Below are 15,908 nucleotides of genomic sequence, written 5' to 3'. Positions count from 1 at the left end.
CAGAATGAACTTCGGTCGGGTACGTCAGGACATCGTCGGAAGCGTCACCCGGACGACGTCACCGCCGGCGTCGGTCTCGACCCGGACGCGCTGGCCGAGCCGGAGCAGCCGCAGCCCGGAGGCGTCGAAGGCGCGCGCGGGAAACGCCAGCTCGGTGCCGTCGTCGAGCAGCAGCAGACCGCTGCGCGTCGCCGCGTCGAAGGTCGCCACCGTGCCCTGCATGCCCAGCACCGTACACCGCCGCGTCCGCCTCAGCCGGCGCGGCAGCCGACGGTCAGCGCCGCGGTGCGCGGCCCGAGCCCGAGCCGGGCCGCCGTGGCCAGGTCGGCCGCGGTGTCCACGTCGCGCCGCAGACTGGGCCAGTCGCCGGTGAGCGGGCGGGCGCCGCTGGCCGCGTGCGCGGCGGCCGAGCCGGACCCGAACCGGGGTCGCAGGGGTACGCCCGGCGGTGCGGCCAGCAGCACGGTGCCGGTCCCCGACGCGTCGGCCACGAAGTGGCGTACGTCCGGCGGGCCGCCCCGGGCCGCTCGCAGCGCCTCCGCCAGCTCGGCCGGCCGCAGCGCGGGCAGGTCGGCGGTGAGCCCGACCACCCAGCCGGCGGCGCCCGCCGCGCCGTACCGGAACGCGGCGTTGAGGCCGGTGCCCGCGACCTCCGGAACGACCCGGGCGCCCGCCCGACGGGCCGTGTCGGCCACCCGTGGGTCGGCCGTGACCACCCGCACCTGCGCCACCTCGGAGCAGGCGCGCACCGCGTCGAGCGTGTCGGCGGTCAGGGCCAGCGCCAGCTCCTCGTGCGGCACGCCGGGCACCCCGCCGCGCAGCCGGGTCTTCGCGGCGGTCAGGCGCTTGACCGGCACCACCACCGTCCATGGCTGACTCACACCTACCATCCTGCCAGTCCGGCACCGGTACCCTCACTGGCCGTACCAGGGGCGAGCAGGCATGATTTCGGCTGCGGGCGTCATCGGAGTTCCTCCGGTGGGCGGATCGGGGCGGGCACGAGGAGGCAGGGTGGGTCGGCGGAGGCTGGGGTTCTGGCAATGGCTCGCCGTGGTGCTGGTCAAGCCGGCGATGACCGTCTGGACACGGCGTACCTGGCGGGGCATGGAGCACCTGCGCCACGGCCCGGTGATCATCGTGCCGAACCACATCTCGCACGCCGACCCGCTGGTCTGTGCCCACTACGTCTACGACGCCGGGCGGTGGCCGCAGTTCCTCGGCAAGGCGAGCGTGTTCAAGGTGCCGGTGATCGGCTGGATCCTGCACCGGTGCCGGCAGATTCCCGTGGAACGAGGCTCGGTGGACGCGGCGAGATCGCTGGACGCCCTGGTGAAAGCGCTCGACGAGGGTGGCGCGGTGATCATCTACCCGGAGGGCACCACCAGCCGCGAGCCGGACCTGTGGCCGATGAAGGGCAAGACCGGTGCCGCCCGGCTGGCGCTCGTCACCGGTGCCCCGGTGATCCCGCTGGCCATGTGGGGTCCGGAACGCATCTTCGATCCGCGCCGGGCCCGACTCAACCCGAGGCCCCGCATCCCGGTGACCGTGGTGGCCGGGCCGCCGATCGACCTGAGTCGCTGGGCCGGCGCCACACCGAGCCGGCAGGTGCTTGAGGAGATGACCGACGTGATCATGCTGCGGCTGCGCGACATGCTGGCCGAGATCCGGGGCGGCACGCCTCCGCCCCTGTGGCAGCGTGGCGGCCGACGCGGTGCCGAGGGTCAGCACCCGGAGGCAGCCGCATGAGCGAGCGTCAGCGAGCAGTCCAGCGACGCGGTGCGGTGCTGCCGCCCGGCGGCGCGAAGCGCGGCGGAGCGCGGGCATGAGTGGGCACGTGGCGGTGCTCGGGGCCGGCTCCTGGGGTACGGCGTTCGCGAAGATCCTGGCCGACGCCGGGCGGGACGTCACCGTCTGGGCCCGGCGGCAGTCGATCGCCGACACCATCCGCACGCAGCGGAGCAACCCGGAGTACCTGCCCGGGGCGGTGCTGCCGCAGCGGGTCACCGGCACCGGCGACGCCGCCGAGGCGATCAAGGGCGCGGAGATGGTGGTGCTGGCGGTGCCGTCCCAGACGCTCCGTGGCAACCTCGCCGGCTGGGTCGAGCACCTGCATCCCGACGCCACGCTGGTCTCCCTGATGAAGGGCATCGAACTCGGCACCACCAAGCGGATGAGCGAGGTGATCGTCGAGACCGCCAAGGTGGCGGCCGACCGCGTGGTGGTGGTCTCCGGCCCCAACCTGGCACCGGAGATCGCCGCCGGACAACCGGCCGCCACCGTGGTCGCCTGCACCGACCCCGACCGGGCCACGCTGGTGCAGAGCGCCATCACCACGCCGTACTTCCGCCCCTACACCAACGACGACGTGATCGGCTGCGAGCTGGGCGGGGCGGTGAAGAACGTGATCGCCCTGGCGTACGGCATCGCCACCGCGATGGGTCTCGGCCACAACACCCGGGCGACGCTGGTCACCCGCGGCCTGGCCGAGACCGCCCGGCTGGGTGTGGCCCTCGGCGCGGACCCGCTCACCTTCGCCGGCCTGGCCGGCATGGGTGACCTGGTCGCCTCCTGCTCCTCACCGTCGGCGCGCAACCGCACCTTCGGCGAGCACCTGGGCCGGGGCGCCACCCTGGAGGAGGCACGGGTGGCCACCCGGCAGACCGCCGAAGGGGTGAAGAGCGCGCTGGCGATCCGGGACCTGGCCCGCGCGCACGGGGTGGAGATGCCGATCACCGAGCAGGTCGAGCTGGTCTGCCACGAGGGTGTCGACCCCCGCGTCGCGGTACGAGCCCTGATGAGCCGTACCACGAAGCCGGAGTGAGCTGGCGTGAACGAGTTCCGGGATCGCACCGAGGAGCAGCACGACGGCCGCTTCCCCGGGCACGGCGACGGCACCCGGTGTGCGCACGCCGGCCTGCCCGAGCCCGTACCGGGCGCGCCCTTCCTGCCCGGCCCGGTCTTCGCCGCGCCGTACCACCTCGACCCTCGGCACGGGCCGGCGTCGGCGCCGAACGGGTACGGACGCCCGGACAACCCCACCCGTCGGCTGCTGGAGGCGGCGATCGGCGAGCTGGAGGGGGGTGAGTGCCGGGTCTTCGCCAGCGGGCAGGCGGCGGTCACCGGCCTGCTGCTGGCGGTGCTGCGTCCGGGGGACAGCGTGGTGCTCCCCGCCGACGGCTACTTCTCGGTGCGGGCGTTCGCCACCGAGACCCTGGCCGGCAACGGCGTACGGGTGCTGCTGGCCCCGACCGCCGGCCCGTACCCGTCCTTCGACGGGGTACGTCTGGTGCTGGTGGAGACGCCGGCCAACCCGGGACTGGACGTGGTCGACCTGCCCGCGCTGGCCGAGCGGGCCCGCTCGGCCGGAGCCCTGCTGGCGGTGGACAACACCACCGCCACGCCGCTCGGGCAGCGTCCGCTGGACCTCGGCGCGGACCTGGTGGTCGCCTCCGGCACCAAGGCGTTGACCGGCCACTCCGACCTGCTGCTCGGCTACCTCGCCACCCGGTCGGCGGAGCTGCTGGGCCGGCTCACCGCCTGGCGGACCGCCACCGGGGCGGTGCCCGGTGCCTTCGACGCCTGGCTGGCCCACCGCTCGCTGGCCACGCTCGATCTGCGGCTCGGGCGGCAGAGCGCCAACGCCGAGGCGCTCGCCCGGCTGCTGGCGGCTCGCGCCGACGTGTCCGGGCTGCGCTGGCCGGGACTCGCGGACGATCCGGCGTACCCGGTGGCCTCGCGCCAGCTACGGCGGATGCCCGGGGTGCTCTCCTTCGACCTCGGCAGCGCCGAGCGGGTCGCCCGGTTCCTGGAGGCGTCCCGGCTGGTTGCGGCGGCGACCTCCTTCGGTGGCCTGCACACATCGGCGGACCGGCGGGCGCAGTGGGGCGACGACACCGCGCCGGGTTTCGTCCGGCTCTCCTGCGGCGTGGAGGACAGCGTGGACCTCGTCGCCGACGTCGCGGCCGCACTGGACGCCGCCTGATGGCGCCTGTCTCCCCGGCCGAGCGGGCCGCTGTGGTCGCCCGGTTGCGGGCCGCCGGCTGCGTCTGGGCCGAGGACGAGGCCCGGCTGCTCGTCGAGGCCGCCGCCGGCCCGGAGACGCTCGCCGGCCTGGTGGATCGACGAGTCGTCGGAGAGCCGCTGGAGTACGTGCTCGGTTGGGCGGAGTTCTGCGGCGAGCGGATCGCCGTCGAGCCCGGGGTGTTCGTGCCGCGTGCGCGTACCGCCCTGCTGGTCACGGCGGCCGCTGCGGTGACCGGGCCGGCGGCGGCCGTGGTCGAGCTGTGCTGCGGCTCCGGCGCACTGACCCGGGCCCTGGCCCGTCGGCTCGTCGCGCCCCGCCTGCTGGCCGCGGTCGACCTGGACCCGGCGGCGGTGTCCTGCGCGCGGCGCAACCTGGCCGACCTGGACGTGCCCGTCTTCGTCGGTGACCTCTTCGACCCGCTGCCGGTCGCCTGGCGCGGCGGCCTCGACCTGGTGGTGGCGAACGCCCCGTACGTGCCGACGGGGGAGTTGACCCTGCTGCCGGCGGAAGCCCGCCAGCACGAGGCACCGGTGGCGCTGGACGGTGGGGCGAACGGCCTGGCGGTGCTGCGCCGGATCGCCGTTGCCGCGCTGAGCTGGCTCGCCCCCGGCGGGCACCTGGTGGTGGAGGTCGGCGCGCGCCAGGTCGACGAGCTGCGGGCGGTGCTGACCGAGATCGGACTGGTCGCGGAGGTGGTCCGGGACGAATCGCTCGGCGCCACCGCGATGACGGCGCGGCGTCCGACCGACATGGCGGGTCGGCGGCGCGAGAATGCTCACCACAGGTCGGACGGCGGGAAGCGGAGGTCGGATGGGTAGCGCAGCGGTGCCGGTGGTCGTCGGGATCGACAACGGCGGTACGAGCAACAACGCCACCGTCCTCACGCTCGACGGGCGGTTCCTGGTCGACCGGCTGGTGGAGACGCCCAGCGAGGTGCTGGCCGGCCCGGAGGCGGCGGTCGAGGCGATGGCCCGAGCCTTCGAGGGCGTGCTGGCCCTGACCGGGGTGCTCCGTGCGCAGGTACGCGCGGTCGGGCTGGACACGCCCGGCCCGGCCAGCGCCACCGGGGTGATCTCGTCGAAGGGGTCGACGAACTTCTCCCAGCCGGCCTGGCGCGGCTATGACATCCGGGGCGCGCTGGAGCGTCGGCTCGGGCTGCCGGTGCTCTACCACAACGACGGCAACGCCGCCGCGCTCTACGCCCACCACGTCCACTTCGGCGCCGATGCGATGCGACGGTCCTCGGTCTCCGCGATCGTCGGCACCGGGCTGGGCGGCGGCCTGATCGAGGAGGGCCGGGTGATCGCCGGTGCCGCGGGGATGGCCGGCGAGCTGGGGCACGTGCACATCCCGCTGGCGGAGGTGCTGGCGCCACGGCAGCCGGTGCCGATCTGTGCCTGCGGCTTTGCCGGTGACGTGGAGAGCATCGCCTCGCTGACCGCGATCGAACGCAACCTGCTGCCGTACTGGCTGGCCCGGTTCCCGGAGCACCCGCTGGCGGATGTGCCGCCGGCGCGGGCGGCGAGGCTGGTCCGCGACCACGGCGAGCGCGGCGACGAACTGGCCCGGGAGATCTTCGCCCAGCAGGCGCGGGCGCTCGGAGCGCTGTTCACGATCGCGGCCAACTTCACCGATCCGCACGCGTACTTCGTCGGTGGTGGAGTGGTGGAGACGGTCCCGGAGTTCCGCGACTGGTTCCTCGCGACGGTGCGCCAGCACACCCGACTCCGCGCGGAGCAGGCGGCCCTGGCCACCTTCGCGCTGGTGCCGGACCGGGACATGGCTGGCGCACGTGGCGTGGCGCTCGCGGCCCTGGAGGCGGTACGCGCCGAACCCCCGCCACCACCGCCGCCTCCGCTGGTCGGCGGCTGAGTCGGCACCGCTTCCGTCAGGTATCGGCGGCCGGAATGAAGCTGACCGGGCCGGCGGTGCCCTTACCGGCCCGGTCAGCGGCTCTGGGGTGTGTCGGTCGTGGCGCGGTCAGCGGGTCGGCGGTGCCTGGGCGAAGGCGCTCCAGGCGGCCGGCGGGAAGAGCAGCAGCGGACCGCCCGGGTCCTTGGAGTCGCGCACGGCCACCGTCCCGGGGACGACCCCCACCTCCACGCAGGCTCCTTCGTCGCCGCTGTGGCTGCTCTTGCGCCATCCGACCACGGCGACCGCCGCGCTGATCGTCGGTGTCATGCCAGTTACCGTCCCTTCAGGGTGTTGGCGATTGCGTCGCGGCTGTCCGTCGGGCTGAGCGCGACGGTCCGCAGGTGTTCCATGATCTTGGTGCAGGTGCGCAGGTCGTCGGGGCGGTCGAGAATCATCTGACCGGCGACCGTCTCCACCGAGGCGATGATCGGGTCCTCCGGGTCGGCGAACTCGAGAATGTGCAGCGAACCCCGGGTGCCCCGGTGGTAACCGGCGGCCAACGGGATCACCTGAACGGTGATGTTCGGCAGTTCACTCATCTTGAGCAGGTGGCGCAGTTGCCCCTGCATCGCCGAGTCGTCACCGACCGGGCGCAGCAGGGCGGCCTCGTCGAGGATCGCGTCGAAGATCGGCGGGTCCTCTCCGGCGAGCCGTTGCTGCCGGTCCAGCCGCAGGTGCACCCGATCTTCGACGTCGCTGTCGCTGAGGGTGTGCGGACCACCCCGCATCACGCTGCGGATGTAGTCGGCGGTCTGCAACAGGCCGGGCACCACGGAGGGTTCGAAGTTGAAGATGCCGGTCGCCTCGGCCTCCAGCGAGATGAAGTCGATGGTGCGCCGGTCGAGCAGGTACGAGTAGGAAACCCACCAGCCGGGCTTGCGGGCGTCCTTGGCCAGCGCGACGGCCGCCGCGACTTCGTCCGCGCTGGCCCCGTAGAGGGTGAGCAGCGCGCGCACGATGGCCGGGTTGACCAGGCTCTTCGCGTTCTCGTAGCGGGACAACGTGCTTCGGGTGCTGTTGATCTCATCCGCCGCGGCCTCCAGGGTGAGGCCGGCGGCCTCCCGATGGAGGCGCAGGGCGATGCCCAGCCGACGGGCACGTGCGGTCTTCGGTGCCATGCATCGATGGTCGCACGTATTTGGGACTCTGTACATGAGAAAACGTCGGTGAGAGTTGCATTCATGCCCGTCAGGATGTCAACCTGTTAGCGCGTCCTCACCGCCGGTTGTCGTGGCGACGGTGGTGGTGAGCGACCGGAGGGGATGGGGCGCGCGGCGGTCGGGTTTTCCCCCGTGCTCGGCCGCCGCGTGCCCACGCCATAGTCGCCGCGCCGGAAGGAAAGCGACGTGTTCGAAGACTGTCACCCCGGTAGGCTGCGATGACGCGCTTCCTGGTGGTGCTGACCGACGTCCGTCCCTACGAGGGGGACGGCCGCAACGAGCGGACCTCGCCCGAACGCCGCCGCCAGGTGGTCGGCGCGAGCAGCCGGGAAGCGGCCGAGCGGATCGCCGGTGCGTTCATGGCGTTGGGCATGGTGCGGGCCGGCCGGCAGCGGGTCAAGGTGATCGCCATCGGTCGACGGCACGCGTACGGGGGGCGGGAGGCGGCGGGCTGATCGAGCTCTTGTCCGATTACGCTCCGTATGCGCATTGTTGGTCGATTACGACCTTCCCGCGTTCTCGCAGGGTATCGACTACCCGTTCTCGCCACCCACAGTAAGGTCATCCGGGAGAGCGCCAGCAGTGCCTCCCGGAAAGGTGAGCGCAGTGACCACCCCAGGAAAGACCCGTGTCGCGATCGTCTTCGGCGGCCGCAGCCCGGAGCACGGCATCTCCTGCGTCAGCGCCGGCAGCGTGCTCGGCGCACTCGATCCGGACGAGTTCGAGGTGGTGCCGGTGGGCATCACCCGGGCGGGTCAGTGGGTACTGACCGACGGCGACCCGGGCCGGTTGGCGATCGACGCCCGCCGGCTGCCGGAGATCACCGCCGAGTCGGGCACCGACATCGTGCTGCGGGCCGACCCGACCGGCAACGGGCTGCTGGTGCTCGACCCGACCGAGGGCCCCCGGGCCCTGGCCGATGTGGACGTGGTGTTCCCCGTGCTGCACGGCCCCTACGGCGAGGACGGCACCATTCAGGGCATGCTGGAGATGGCCGGCATCCCGTACGTGGGGGCGAAGGTGTTCGCCTCGGCCGCCGCCATGGACAAGGAGTTCACCAAGAAACTCTGCGTCGCCGAGGGCATTCCGGTCGGCCCGTACGCGGTGCTGCGCAGCGGGACGACGCTCAGCGAGGCGGAGAAGCAGCGGCTCGGCCTGCCGGTCTTCGTCAAGCCGTCCCGGGCCGGGTCATCCTTCGGCATCACAAAGGTCAAGGACTGGGCGGAACTGGACGCGGCCATCGCCGTCGCCCGCAAGATCGACAGCAAGGTGCTGGTCGAGGGCGCCATCGTTGGCCGGGAGATCGAGTGCGGTGTGCTGGAGGGCGAGGCCGGCGGGATGCCGGAGGCGTCCGTGCTCGCCGAGGTGCGCGTGATCGGCGACTACGACTTCTACGACTTCGAGGCCAAGTACATCGACGCGGAGTCGGCCTGCGAGTACGACATCCCGGCCGACCTGCCGGAGCGGGTCACCCGGCAGGTGCGCGAGTACGCTGTCCGCGCCTTCACCGCGCTGGACTGCGCCGGGCTGGCCCGGGTCGACTTCTTCGTCACCCCCGAGCTGGACGTCTACCTCAACGAGATCAACACGATGCCCGGCTTCACCCCGACGTCGATGTTCCCCCGGATGTGGGCGGCCGCCGGACTGGAGTACCCGAAGCTGGTCGACCGGCTCATCCGCACCGCCCTGACCCGGGGACCCGGTCAGCACTGACCGCCGGCGAGCGACCCGGGGCCCCGGCCAGCACCCGACCGGCGGCGACCCGGGCCCCGGCCAGCACCGGTCGGCCGTCCGGCGCAGCCGGCGGTCAGGAGGTGCAGCCGGACGGCACCGGGCCCGCCGAGCGGATCGATTCGACGATCGTCTCGGAGATCGGGGCCACCCATTGCAGCCCTTCGCCGTAGAAGTGCGGCACCCGGACGGTGACCGCGGTCTCCCGGTCGACCGTCGTCAACTCCGTGACGTCGGCCCGCTCCGTCGCGTGCCAGCAGACCGCGTTGACCACGTACACGTGGTCGGTCTGCTGCACCTCGGGCTCGGCGCCGCCGCAGGCCACCGTCAGCGCCGGGTCGCCGTACGCGGCGTTCTGCTCGGGCCCGGCGGTCACCGGCCGCTGCGGCAGGTCGCGGATCGAGGTGGGCAGCTGGGCCAGCAGGGCGCGGCAGACGATCGCCGGGCGCTCGGCCAGCGCCGGGGCGGCCATCTCGACCGGCGCGGTGGAACTCGGCTGGGCGGTGGTCGGGGTGGGGTCCGGCGCGGCGGCCGGGTTGTCCGGGGCGAGGTTGGCGAACGCCAGCGCGCCCACCAGCAGGGTCACCGGCAGGGCCACCGCCGTGGCGATCAGCGCCGCGCTGCGGTTGGACCGGTCGGGTGCCTTCGCCGGGCGCTCGGCCTCGGCGACCGAAGATTGGGTGATCTTGTCCTTGTCCACTTACAGGCGCACCACCGAACATGTGAGGGTGCGAGTGATGCCGGGCACCATCTGCACCTTGCTGACGATGAGTTTGCCGAGTTCGTCGACGGTGTTTGCCTCGGTGAGCACGACCACGTCGTACGGCCCGGTCACGGCGTCGACCCGGACCACACCGGCGAGGTCCGCGATTAGACCGGCCACGTCACGCGCCCGGCCGACCTCGGTCTGGATGAGGATGTACGCCTGCACCACGACTCGACCTCTCTCCGTCGCCGCCCGCCAGGCGGCCCGAAGGGAGAAAGTACCTTACGGACCAGGCGTGATCCCTATCGGTGGTCAAGGAGAAGCGGTGAGCGAGCGGAGCGGAGCGGCGGCGTGAGCGAGCGTAGTGAGCGAACCATTGGGCTCAGCAGCGTGGCGCCTCGCGCCGTTGCGCAGCGGAGCGGAGCGGCGGCGTGAGCGTCGCGGGGGTCGGGGAGTTCGGCCTGATCGACCGGGTGACCGCCCGGTTGTCGTACGGACCCACGGTGCTGCTCGGCCCCGGCGACGACGCGGCCGTCGTCGCCGCGCCGGACGCCCGGGTGGTCGCCTCGACCGACGTGCTGGTCGAGGGACGGCACTTCCGCCGGGACTGGTCCGGGGCGTACGACATCGGCCGGCGGGCGGCGGCGGCCAACCTCGCCGACGTGGTGGCGATGGGCGCCGACCCGACCGCACTGCTGGTGGCGCTCTGCGTACCGGCCGGTCTCTCCGCCGGCTGGGTGGAGGAACTGGCGGACGGGATCGGTGCGGAGGCGTCGGGCGTGGGTGCCAGCGTGGTCGGCGGAGACATGTCGGCCAGCCCCACCCTGACCATCGCCGTCACCGCCCTCGGCGACCTGGCCGGCCGGGCGCCGGTCAGTCGGGCCGGCGCCCGCCCCGGCGACCTGGTCGCCCTGGCCGGCCGCACCGGGTACGCGGCGGCGGGGTTCACCGTGCTCTCCCGCGGGTTCCGCACGCCCCGGCTGCTGGTCGAGGCGTACCGGCGGCCGGAGGTCCCCTATCCGGCCGGGCCACTGGCCGCCCGGCTCGGTGCCACCGCCATGATCGACGTCTCGGACGGGCTGCTCGCCGACCTCGGGCACGTGGCGAAGGCCAGCGGGGTGGCCATCGACGTCGACCGGGACGCCTTCGACGTGCCGCCGCAGATGCGCGACGCCGCCCAGGCGCTCGGTGTCGACCCGTACGCCTGGCTGCTGGCTGGTGGCGACGACCACGCGCTGGCCGCGGCCTTCCCGCCGGCGACGGTGCTGCCGGACGGCTGGCGGGCCATCGGCCGGGTCACCGAGGGCTCCGGGGTGACCGTGGACGGTGCCCGGTTCGACGGTCCGGCCGGCTGGGACCACTTCCGTTGAGGTCGCCTTCCGGCACCCAGCCGTGGTGGTCGTAACCTTCTCGGGTGCAGGAGATCGAGATCCACGAGGTGCCGTTCGACTCCCCGGTGGCACAGCGGTTGATCACCGCCGCCCTGGCTGACCTGGGCGCCCGGTACGGCGGCAGCGGCGACGACACCCCGGTCGACCCGAGCGAGTTCGTGCCGCCGGCCGGGGTGTTCCTGGTCGCGCGGCTCGACGGGCAGCCGGTCGGCTGCGGTGGCTGGCGCAGCCACGGTGACGAGGGCGACACCGCCGAGCTGAAGCGGATGTACACCGCACCGCAGGCCCGGGGGCGCGGGGTGGCCCGGACGGTGCTGGCCGCCATCGAACGCTCGGCCCGGGAACACGGCCGCAAGCGGATCATCCTGGAGTGCGGCGACCGCCAGCCCGAGGCGATCGCGTTGTACGCCGCGGCCGGCTACGAGCGGATCCCCAACTTCGGCTTCTACGCCGACGCCCCCGGCTGCCTCTCCTTCGGCCGCACCTTGTGAAAGGAAGGGCCCCTTTTTAACGCCTCGTGCATAGGAAGGGCCCCTTTTTAACATCCGCGGCGAGCGAGCGTGCCGACCCCGGTGCGCCGCGTGGCGGCCGGCGGCCGGACGCGGACACGACAATGCCGGCGGACCTGCTGGCCCGCCGGCAATCGATGCTCGTGGCGTGTCGGGTGCTGCCGCGTCAGGCGCGGGCCACCTTGCCCGCCTTGATGCAGGACGTGCAGACCTTCAGCTTCTTGGTCGTGCCGCCACCGGCCGGGGTGCGCACCGACTGGATGTTCGGGTTCCAGCGGCGGTTGGTCCGCCGGTGCGAGTGGGACACGTTGTGGCCGAAGCCCGGCCCCTTGCCACAGACGTCGCACACGCTAGCCACGGGATACTCCTGAGTTTGAAACGTTCATGAGGTCGCCGCCAGGCACTGCCCGGGCAACCTGGCCAGGTTACCCGATGCCGCAGCCACCCGCCCAACCGGGCTCGGCCCTCGCCCGCCCGACCTGCTGGCGGGTACGCCGGGGCACACCCGGCCGGGCTGTTAAGAAGGGGCCCCTCCTATGCACTAGGCGTTAATAGGGGGCCCTTCCTTTCACCGCAGCCGCCCGGCGGTCCGGCGGGGGTCAGCGTACGCCAGTAGGCTTCCACCGTGCTGGACACCCTCGACGCCGCCGCTGTGCGCCGCTGGTGCGCCAGCGGCCTGGCCGCGCTCAAGCGGCACCAGGGTGAGATCGACGACCTCAACGTCTACCCGGTGCCCGATGGCGACACCGGCACCAACCTGGTACTCACCCTCACCTCGGCGCAGCAGGCCCTGGCGATGGATCTCGACACCCTCGCCGACGGCGCCTCGACCGCGCACGGGCACGCGCTGCGCCTGATGGCCCGGGGTGCCCTGCTCGGCGCGCGCGGCAACTCCGGCGTCATCCTGTCGCAGATCCTGCGGGGCTTCGCCGACGCGTTGGCCACCGTGCCGGCGGTACGGGGCCGGGAGTTGGCCGCCGCGCTGCGCGACGCGACCACCGCGGCGTACACGGCAGTCGCCCGGCCGGTGGAAGGCACGCTGCTCACGGTGGTTGCCGCGGCGGCCGGTGCGGCCGAGCGAGCCGGCAGCGACGAGCTTCGGACGGTGGCCCGGGTGGCGGCGGGCGCCGCGGCGACGGCCCTGGCCCGCACGCCCGAGCAGCTGCCGGCGCTGGCCCGCGCCGGGGTGGTCGACGCCGGTGGGCAGGGGCTGTGCCTGCTGCTGGACGCCCTGGTCGAGGTGGTCACGGGGGAGAGCCCGGAGCGACCGGCGCCGGCGGCCCGGACGGTTCCGCCGCCGGTCACCGCCGCCCGGGAGACCGGCTCCCCGGAGTACGCCTACGAGGTGCAGTTCCTGCTCGACGCCGTACCCGAGGCCGTCCGGCGGATGCAGGACACCCTGGCCGCGCTCGGCGACTCCCTGGTGGTGGTCGGCGACGGCAGCGCCTCGGTCGGCACCTGGCAGGTGCACGTGCACGTCAACGACGTCGGCGCGGCGATCGAGGCCGGCGTGGTGGCCGGCCGGCCGCACCAGATCTCGGTGACCCGCTTCGCCGACCAGGCGGCACCGGTCCCGGCCAAGGACGGCCGGGCCGCCGTGGTGGTGGCCGCCGGCTCCGGGCTCGCCGAACTCTTCACCGCCGAGGGTGCGCTCGCGGTGCCCGGCAACCCCTCGACCGGAGAGCTGCTGGAGGCGGTACGGGCCACTGGCGCGGCCCGCGTGGTGGTGCTGCCCAACGACCCTGACGCGCAGGCGGTGGCGAATCGGGTCGCCGAGGAGGCGCACCGGCTCGGGGTGAGGGTCAGCGTGGTGCCCACCCGGTCGCCGGTGCAGGCGCTGGCCGCGCTCGCCGTACGCGACCCACGTCGCCGCTTCTCCGACGACGTGATCGCGATGGCCGAGGCCGCGGGCGCCTGCCGGTACGCCGAGGTGTGCCACGCCGGCCGGGAGGCGCTCACGGTCGCCGGGCCCTGCCGCGCCGGTGACGTGCTCGCCCTGGTCGAGGGGGAGGTGCACCTGATCGGCACCGACCTGGTGGACACCTGCGTGACCCTGGTCGACGGGATGCTCGGCGGCGGCGGTGAGCTGGTCACGCTGCTCGTCGGGGCCGACGCGCCGGACGGGCTGGCCGACGCGGTGCAGACCCACATCGCCCGCCGCTGGCCCTTTGTCGAGGTGCAGGCGTACCCGGGCGGACAGCCGCGCTATCCATTGCTGGTAGGTGTCGAATGACCTCTGATACGTCCACGGTGGACACCCCGCTGAAGAAGCTGGTCGGCGAGAAGACCGCCAAGGCGTTGGCCAGCCACCTCGACCTGCACACCGCGGGTGACCTGATCTACCACTTTCCGCGCCGCTACGACGAGCGCGGCGAACACACCGACATCCGCGCGCTCGACGTCGGTGAGCAGGTCACCGTGCTGGCCCAGGTGCAGCGCACCGCCGTACGCCCGATGCGTCAGCGCCGGGGCAACCTGCTGGAGGTGACCGTCGGCGACGACTCCGGCGGCACCCTCTCGCTGACCTTCTTCGGCAACCAGGCGTGGCGGGAGCGGGAGCTGCGCCCCGGCCGGTGGGGGCTGTTCGCCGGCAAGGTCACCGAGTTCCGGGGCAGGCGCCAGCTCAACGGGCCGGAGTACGTCCTGCTCGGCGACCAGACCGACACCGAGGCTGCGGCCAGCGAGCAGATCGAGGAGTTCGCCGGGGCGCTCATCCCGGTCTACCCGGCCGCCGCGGCCGTGCCGACCTGGGTGATCGCCCGGTGCGTACGGGTGGTGCTGGACACCGTGGCGCCGCCGGAGGACCCACTGCCCGCCACGGTGCGGGCCAGCCGGAAGCTGGTCGGCCTCGGCGGCGCGCTGCGCGAGATCCATCGTCCGTCCAGCCGGGAGGAGCTCTACCGGGCCCGCCGCCGGTTGAAGTGGGACGAGGCGTTCGCCGTGCAGCTGACCCTGGTCCGGCGCAAGCACCAGGCCGCCGCCTGGCCGGCGCGGCCCCGGCCGCCACGGGCGGGCGGCCTGCTGGACGCGTTCGATGCCCGACTGCCGTACGAGTTGACCGGTGGGCAGCGGGACGTGGGCACCGAGATCGCGGCGGACCTGGCCACCGGCCATCCGATGCACCGCCTGTTGCAGGGCGAGGTCGGGTCGGGCAAGACCGTGGTGGCGCTGCGGGCCATGCTCCAGGTGGTCGACGCGGGTGGGCAGGCCGCGCTGCTCGCCCCGACGGAGGTGCTGGCCGCCCAGCACCACCGGGGCATGCTCGACCTGCTCGGCCCGCTCGCCCAGGCCGGTGAGCTGGGCGCCGCCGAGCACGCCACCCGGGTCGAGTTGGTCACCGGCTCGCTCGGCGCGGCGGCCCGGCGGCGGGCGTTGGCCGAGGTCGCCAGCGGTGCCGCCGGCATCGTGCTCGGCACCCACGCCCTGCTCTACGAGGGAGTCGACTTCGCCGATCTCGGCCTGGTGGTGGTCGACGAGCAGCACCGCTTCGGCGTGGAGCAGCGCGACGCGCTACGCGCCAAGGCCGACCAGCCGCCGCACGTGCTGGTGATGACCGCCACCCCGATCCCGCGCACGGTGGCCATGACGGTCTACGGCGATCTGGAGATCTCCACCCTGTCCCAGTTGCCGCGCGGCCGGTCGCCGATCGCCTCGCACGTGGTGCCGGCCGCCGAGAAGCCGGCGTTCCTCGACCGGGCCTGGGGCCGGCTGCGCGAGGAGGTCGCCGCCGGCCACCAGGCGTACGTGGTCTGCCCCCGCATCGGCGGGGTCGGGGCCGAGGAGGAGCCGCCGGCGGTCGACGACACCGGGCGGCGACCGCCGCTCGCGGTGGCCGAGGTCGCCCCGCTGCTGGCCGAGGGGCCGCTGCACGGGCTGCGCATCGGCGTCCTGCACGGCCGGCTGCCCGCCGACGAGAAGGACGCGGTGATGCGCTCCTTCGCCGGCGGTGAGCTGGACGTGCTGGTGGCCACCACGGTGGTCGAGGTCGGCGTGGACGTGCCCAACGCGACCATGATGGTGGTGCTGGACGCCGACCGTTTCGGGGTCTCCCAGCTGCATCAGCTGCGGGGCCGGGTGGGCCGGGGCAGCGCCGCCGGGCTCTGCCTGCTGGTGACCGAGGCGACCGAGGGCAGCAGCGCCCGGGAGCGGCTGGACGCCGTCGCGTCCACCACCGACGGCTTCAAGCTCGCCGAACTCGACCTGGAGCAACGGCGGGAAGGCGACGTGCTGGGCGCCGCCCAGTCCGGCCACCGTTCGCACCTGCGGCTGCTGTCGCTGCTGCGCGACGCCGACCTGATCCGGGATGCCCGGGCGGAGGCGATCGCCCTGGTGGAGGAGGATCCGGACCTGTCCCGTCATCCGGCGCTGGCCGCCTCGGTCGCGGCCCTGGTCGACGCCGACCGCGCCGAGTACCTCGAAAAGGGCTGAGGGGCGTTCCGACCGTGGTCGGCACGCCCCTCAGTTGGTGTAAGG

At 73.6% G+C, this 15,908-nt stretch carries 18 protein-coding genes; 11 read left to right on the top strand and 7 right to left on the bottom strand.

Going from position 1 to position 15,908, the window contains the following annotated elements:
• Nucleotides 1-24: 24 nt before the first annotated feature.
• Together IEY61_RS11080 and cofC are read right to left on the bottom strand one after the other, a co-directional pair.
• Nucleotides 25-222 carry a cold-shock protein gene (locus IEY61_RS11080; RefSeq protein WP_189043209.1) on the bottom strand — a complete coding sequence of 66 codons (198 nt, stop codon included), beginning with the start codon at nucleotides 220-222 and terminating at the stop codon, nucleotides 25-27.
• A gap of 29 nt (nucleotides 223-251) precedes the next feature.
• Nucleotides 252-881 carry a 2-phospho-L-lactate guanylyltransferase gene (gene cofC / locus IEY61_RS11075; protein WP_189043206.1) on the bottom strand — a complete coding sequence of 210 codons (630 nt, stop codon included), beginning with the start codon at nucleotides 879-881 and terminating at the stop codon, nucleotides 252-254.
• Between the two features lie 130 nt (nucleotides 882-1,011).
• Between cofC and IEY61_RS11070 the strand changes: the two genes are divergently transcribed.
• From IEY61_RS11070 to IEY61_RS11050, 5 genes are all read left to right on the top strand, one after another.
• Nucleotides 1,012-1,746 (top strand): lysophospholipid acyltransferase family protein, encoded by a 735-nt coding sequence (locus tag IEY61_RS11070; RefSeq protein WP_189043203.1) that lies wholly within the window; start codon nucleotides 1,012-1,014, stop codon nucleotides 1,744-1,746.
• 76 nt (nucleotides 1,747-1,822) lie between these two features.
• Nucleotides 1,823-2,821, top strand: coding sequence for an NAD(P)H-dependent glycerol-3-phosphate dehydrogenase (locus IEY61_RS11065; RefSeq protein WP_189043202.1), 999 nt, complete (start codon nucleotides 1,823-1,825; stop codon nucleotides 2,819-2,821).
• 6 nt (nucleotides 2,822-2,827) lie between these two features.
• Nucleotides 2,828-3,982, top strand: a complete 1,155-nt coding sequence (locus tag IEY61_RS11060; protein WP_189043200.1) for a cystathionine gamma-lyase — start codon at nucleotides 2,828-2,830, stop codon at nucleotides 3,980-3,982.
• A complete protein-coding gene (locus IEY61_RS11055) occupies nucleotides 3,982-4,842 on the top strand; it encodes a putative protein N(5)-glutamine methyltransferase (protein WP_189043199.1) in 861 nt (286 codons plus the stop codon). The genes IEY61_RS11060 and IEY61_RS11055 overlap by 1 nt, the downstream gene beginning before the upstream one ends.
• A complete protein-coding gene (locus IEY61_RS11050) occupies nucleotides 4,835-5,896 on the top strand; it encodes an ROK family protein (RefSeq protein ID WP_189043197.1) in 1,062 nt (353 codons plus the stop codon). Before IEY61_RS11055 ends, IEY61_RS11050 begins: the two co-directional genes overlap by 8 nt.
• Before the next feature lie 108 nt (nucleotides 5,897-6,004).
• Here IEY61_RS11050 and IEY61_RS11045 read toward each other — a convergent pair whose 3' ends face one another.
• Nucleotides 6,005-6,205 (bottom strand): DUF397 domain-containing protein, encoded by a 201-nt coding sequence (locus IEY61_RS11045; protein ID WP_189043195.1) that lies wholly within the window; start codon nucleotides 6,203-6,205, stop codon nucleotides 6,005-6,007.
• 5 nt (nucleotides 6,206-6,210) lie between these two features.
• Nucleotides 6,211-7,056 (bottom strand): helix-turn-helix domain-containing protein, encoded by an 846-nt coding sequence (locus IEY61_RS11040; RefSeq protein ID WP_189043193.1) that lies wholly within the window; start codon nucleotides 7,054-7,056, stop codon nucleotides 6,211-6,213.
• A gap of 260 nt (nucleotides 7,057-7,316) precedes the next feature.
• Between IEY61_RS11040 and IEY61_RS11035 the strand changes: the two genes are divergently transcribed.
• Both IEY61_RS11035 and IEY61_RS11030 read left to right on the top strand, forming a co-directional pair.
• Nucleotides 7,317-7,553: a hypothetical protein gene (locus IEY61_RS11035; RefSeq protein WP_189043191.1), complete on the top strand. Its 237-nt coding sequence runs from the start codon at nucleotides 7,317-7,319 to the stop codon at nucleotides 7,551-7,553.
• Nucleotides 7,554-7,704: 151 nt separating this feature from the next.
• Nucleotides 7,705-8,811: a D-alanine--D-alanine ligase family protein gene (locus IEY61_RS11030; protein WP_189043188.1), complete on the top strand. Its 1,107-nt coding sequence runs from the start codon at nucleotides 7,705-7,707 to the stop codon at nucleotides 8,809-8,811.
• 94 nt (nucleotides 8,812-8,905) lie between these two features.
• On the opposite strand, the gene IEY61_RS11025 is transcribed toward IEY61_RS11030, so the two are convergent.
• A complete protein-coding gene (locus IEY61_RS11025; protein ID WP_229705827.1) occupies nucleotides 8,906-9,514 on the bottom strand; it encodes a DUF3515 family protein in 609 nt (202 codons plus the stop codon).
• A 15-nt stretch (nucleotides 9,515-9,529) separates the two neighbouring features.
• On the bottom strand, nucleotides 9,530-9,763 hold the full coding sequence (locus IEY61_RS11020) for an Lrp/AsnC ligand binding domain-containing protein (RefSeq protein ID WP_013284547.1): 234 nt from the start codon (nucleotides 9,761-9,763) through the stop codon (nucleotides 9,530-9,532).
• A gap of 203 nt (nucleotides 9,764-9,966) precedes the next feature.
• Here IEY61_RS11020 and IEY61_RS11015 point away from each other — a divergent pair, with 203 nt between their 5' ends.
• Together IEY61_RS11015 and IEY61_RS11010 are read left to right on the top strand one after the other, a co-directional pair.
• Nucleotides 9,967-10,905: a thiamine-phosphate kinase gene (locus IEY61_RS11015; protein ID WP_189043184.1), complete on the top strand. Its 939-nt coding sequence runs from the start codon at nucleotides 9,967-9,969 to the stop codon at nucleotides 10,903-10,905.
• Nucleotides 10,906-10,949: 44 nt separating this feature from the next.
• Nucleotides 10,950-11,417 (top strand): GNAT family N-acetyltransferase, encoded by a 468-nt coding sequence (locus IEY61_RS11010; RefSeq protein ID WP_189043182.1) that lies wholly within the window; start codon nucleotides 10,950-10,952, stop codon nucleotides 11,415-11,417.
• 184 nt (nucleotides 11,418-11,601) lie between these two features.
• Here IEY61_RS11010 and rpmB read toward each other — a convergent pair whose 3' ends face one another.
• The gene (gene rpmB / locus IEY61_RS11005) at nucleotides 11,602-11,793 is read right to left on the bottom strand and encodes a 50S ribosomal protein L28 (protein ID WP_093401721.1); all 192 of its coding nucleotides are present in this window, start codon (nucleotides 11,791-11,793) and stop codon (nucleotides 11,602-11,604) included.
• A 267-nt stretch (nucleotides 11,794-12,060) separates the two neighbouring features.
• Here rpmB and fakA point away from each other — a divergent pair, with 267 nt between their 5' ends.
• Nucleotides 12,061-13,668, top strand: coding sequence for a DAK2 domain-containing protein (fakA, locus tag IEY61_RS11000; protein WP_189043180.1), 1,608 nt, complete (start codon nucleotides 12,061-12,063; stop codon nucleotides 13,666-13,668).
• Nucleotides 13,665-15,863, top strand: a complete 2,199-nt coding sequence (gene recG / locus IEY61_RS10995) for an ATP-dependent DNA helicase RecG (protein ID WP_189043178.1) — start codon at nucleotides 13,665-13,667, stop codon at nucleotides 15,861-15,863. Before fakA ends, recG begins: the two co-directional genes overlap by 4 nt.
• Nucleotides 15,864-15,908: the final 45 nt, after the last annotated feature.

It is taken from the genome of Micromonospora sonchi, assembly GCF_014646235.1.
Taxonomy (GTDB): Bacteria; Actinomycetota; Actinomycetes; order Mycobacteriales; family Micromonosporaceae; genus Micromonospora; species Micromonospora sonchi.
This window is presented reverse-complemented; position numbering and strand designations above follow the sequence as displayed.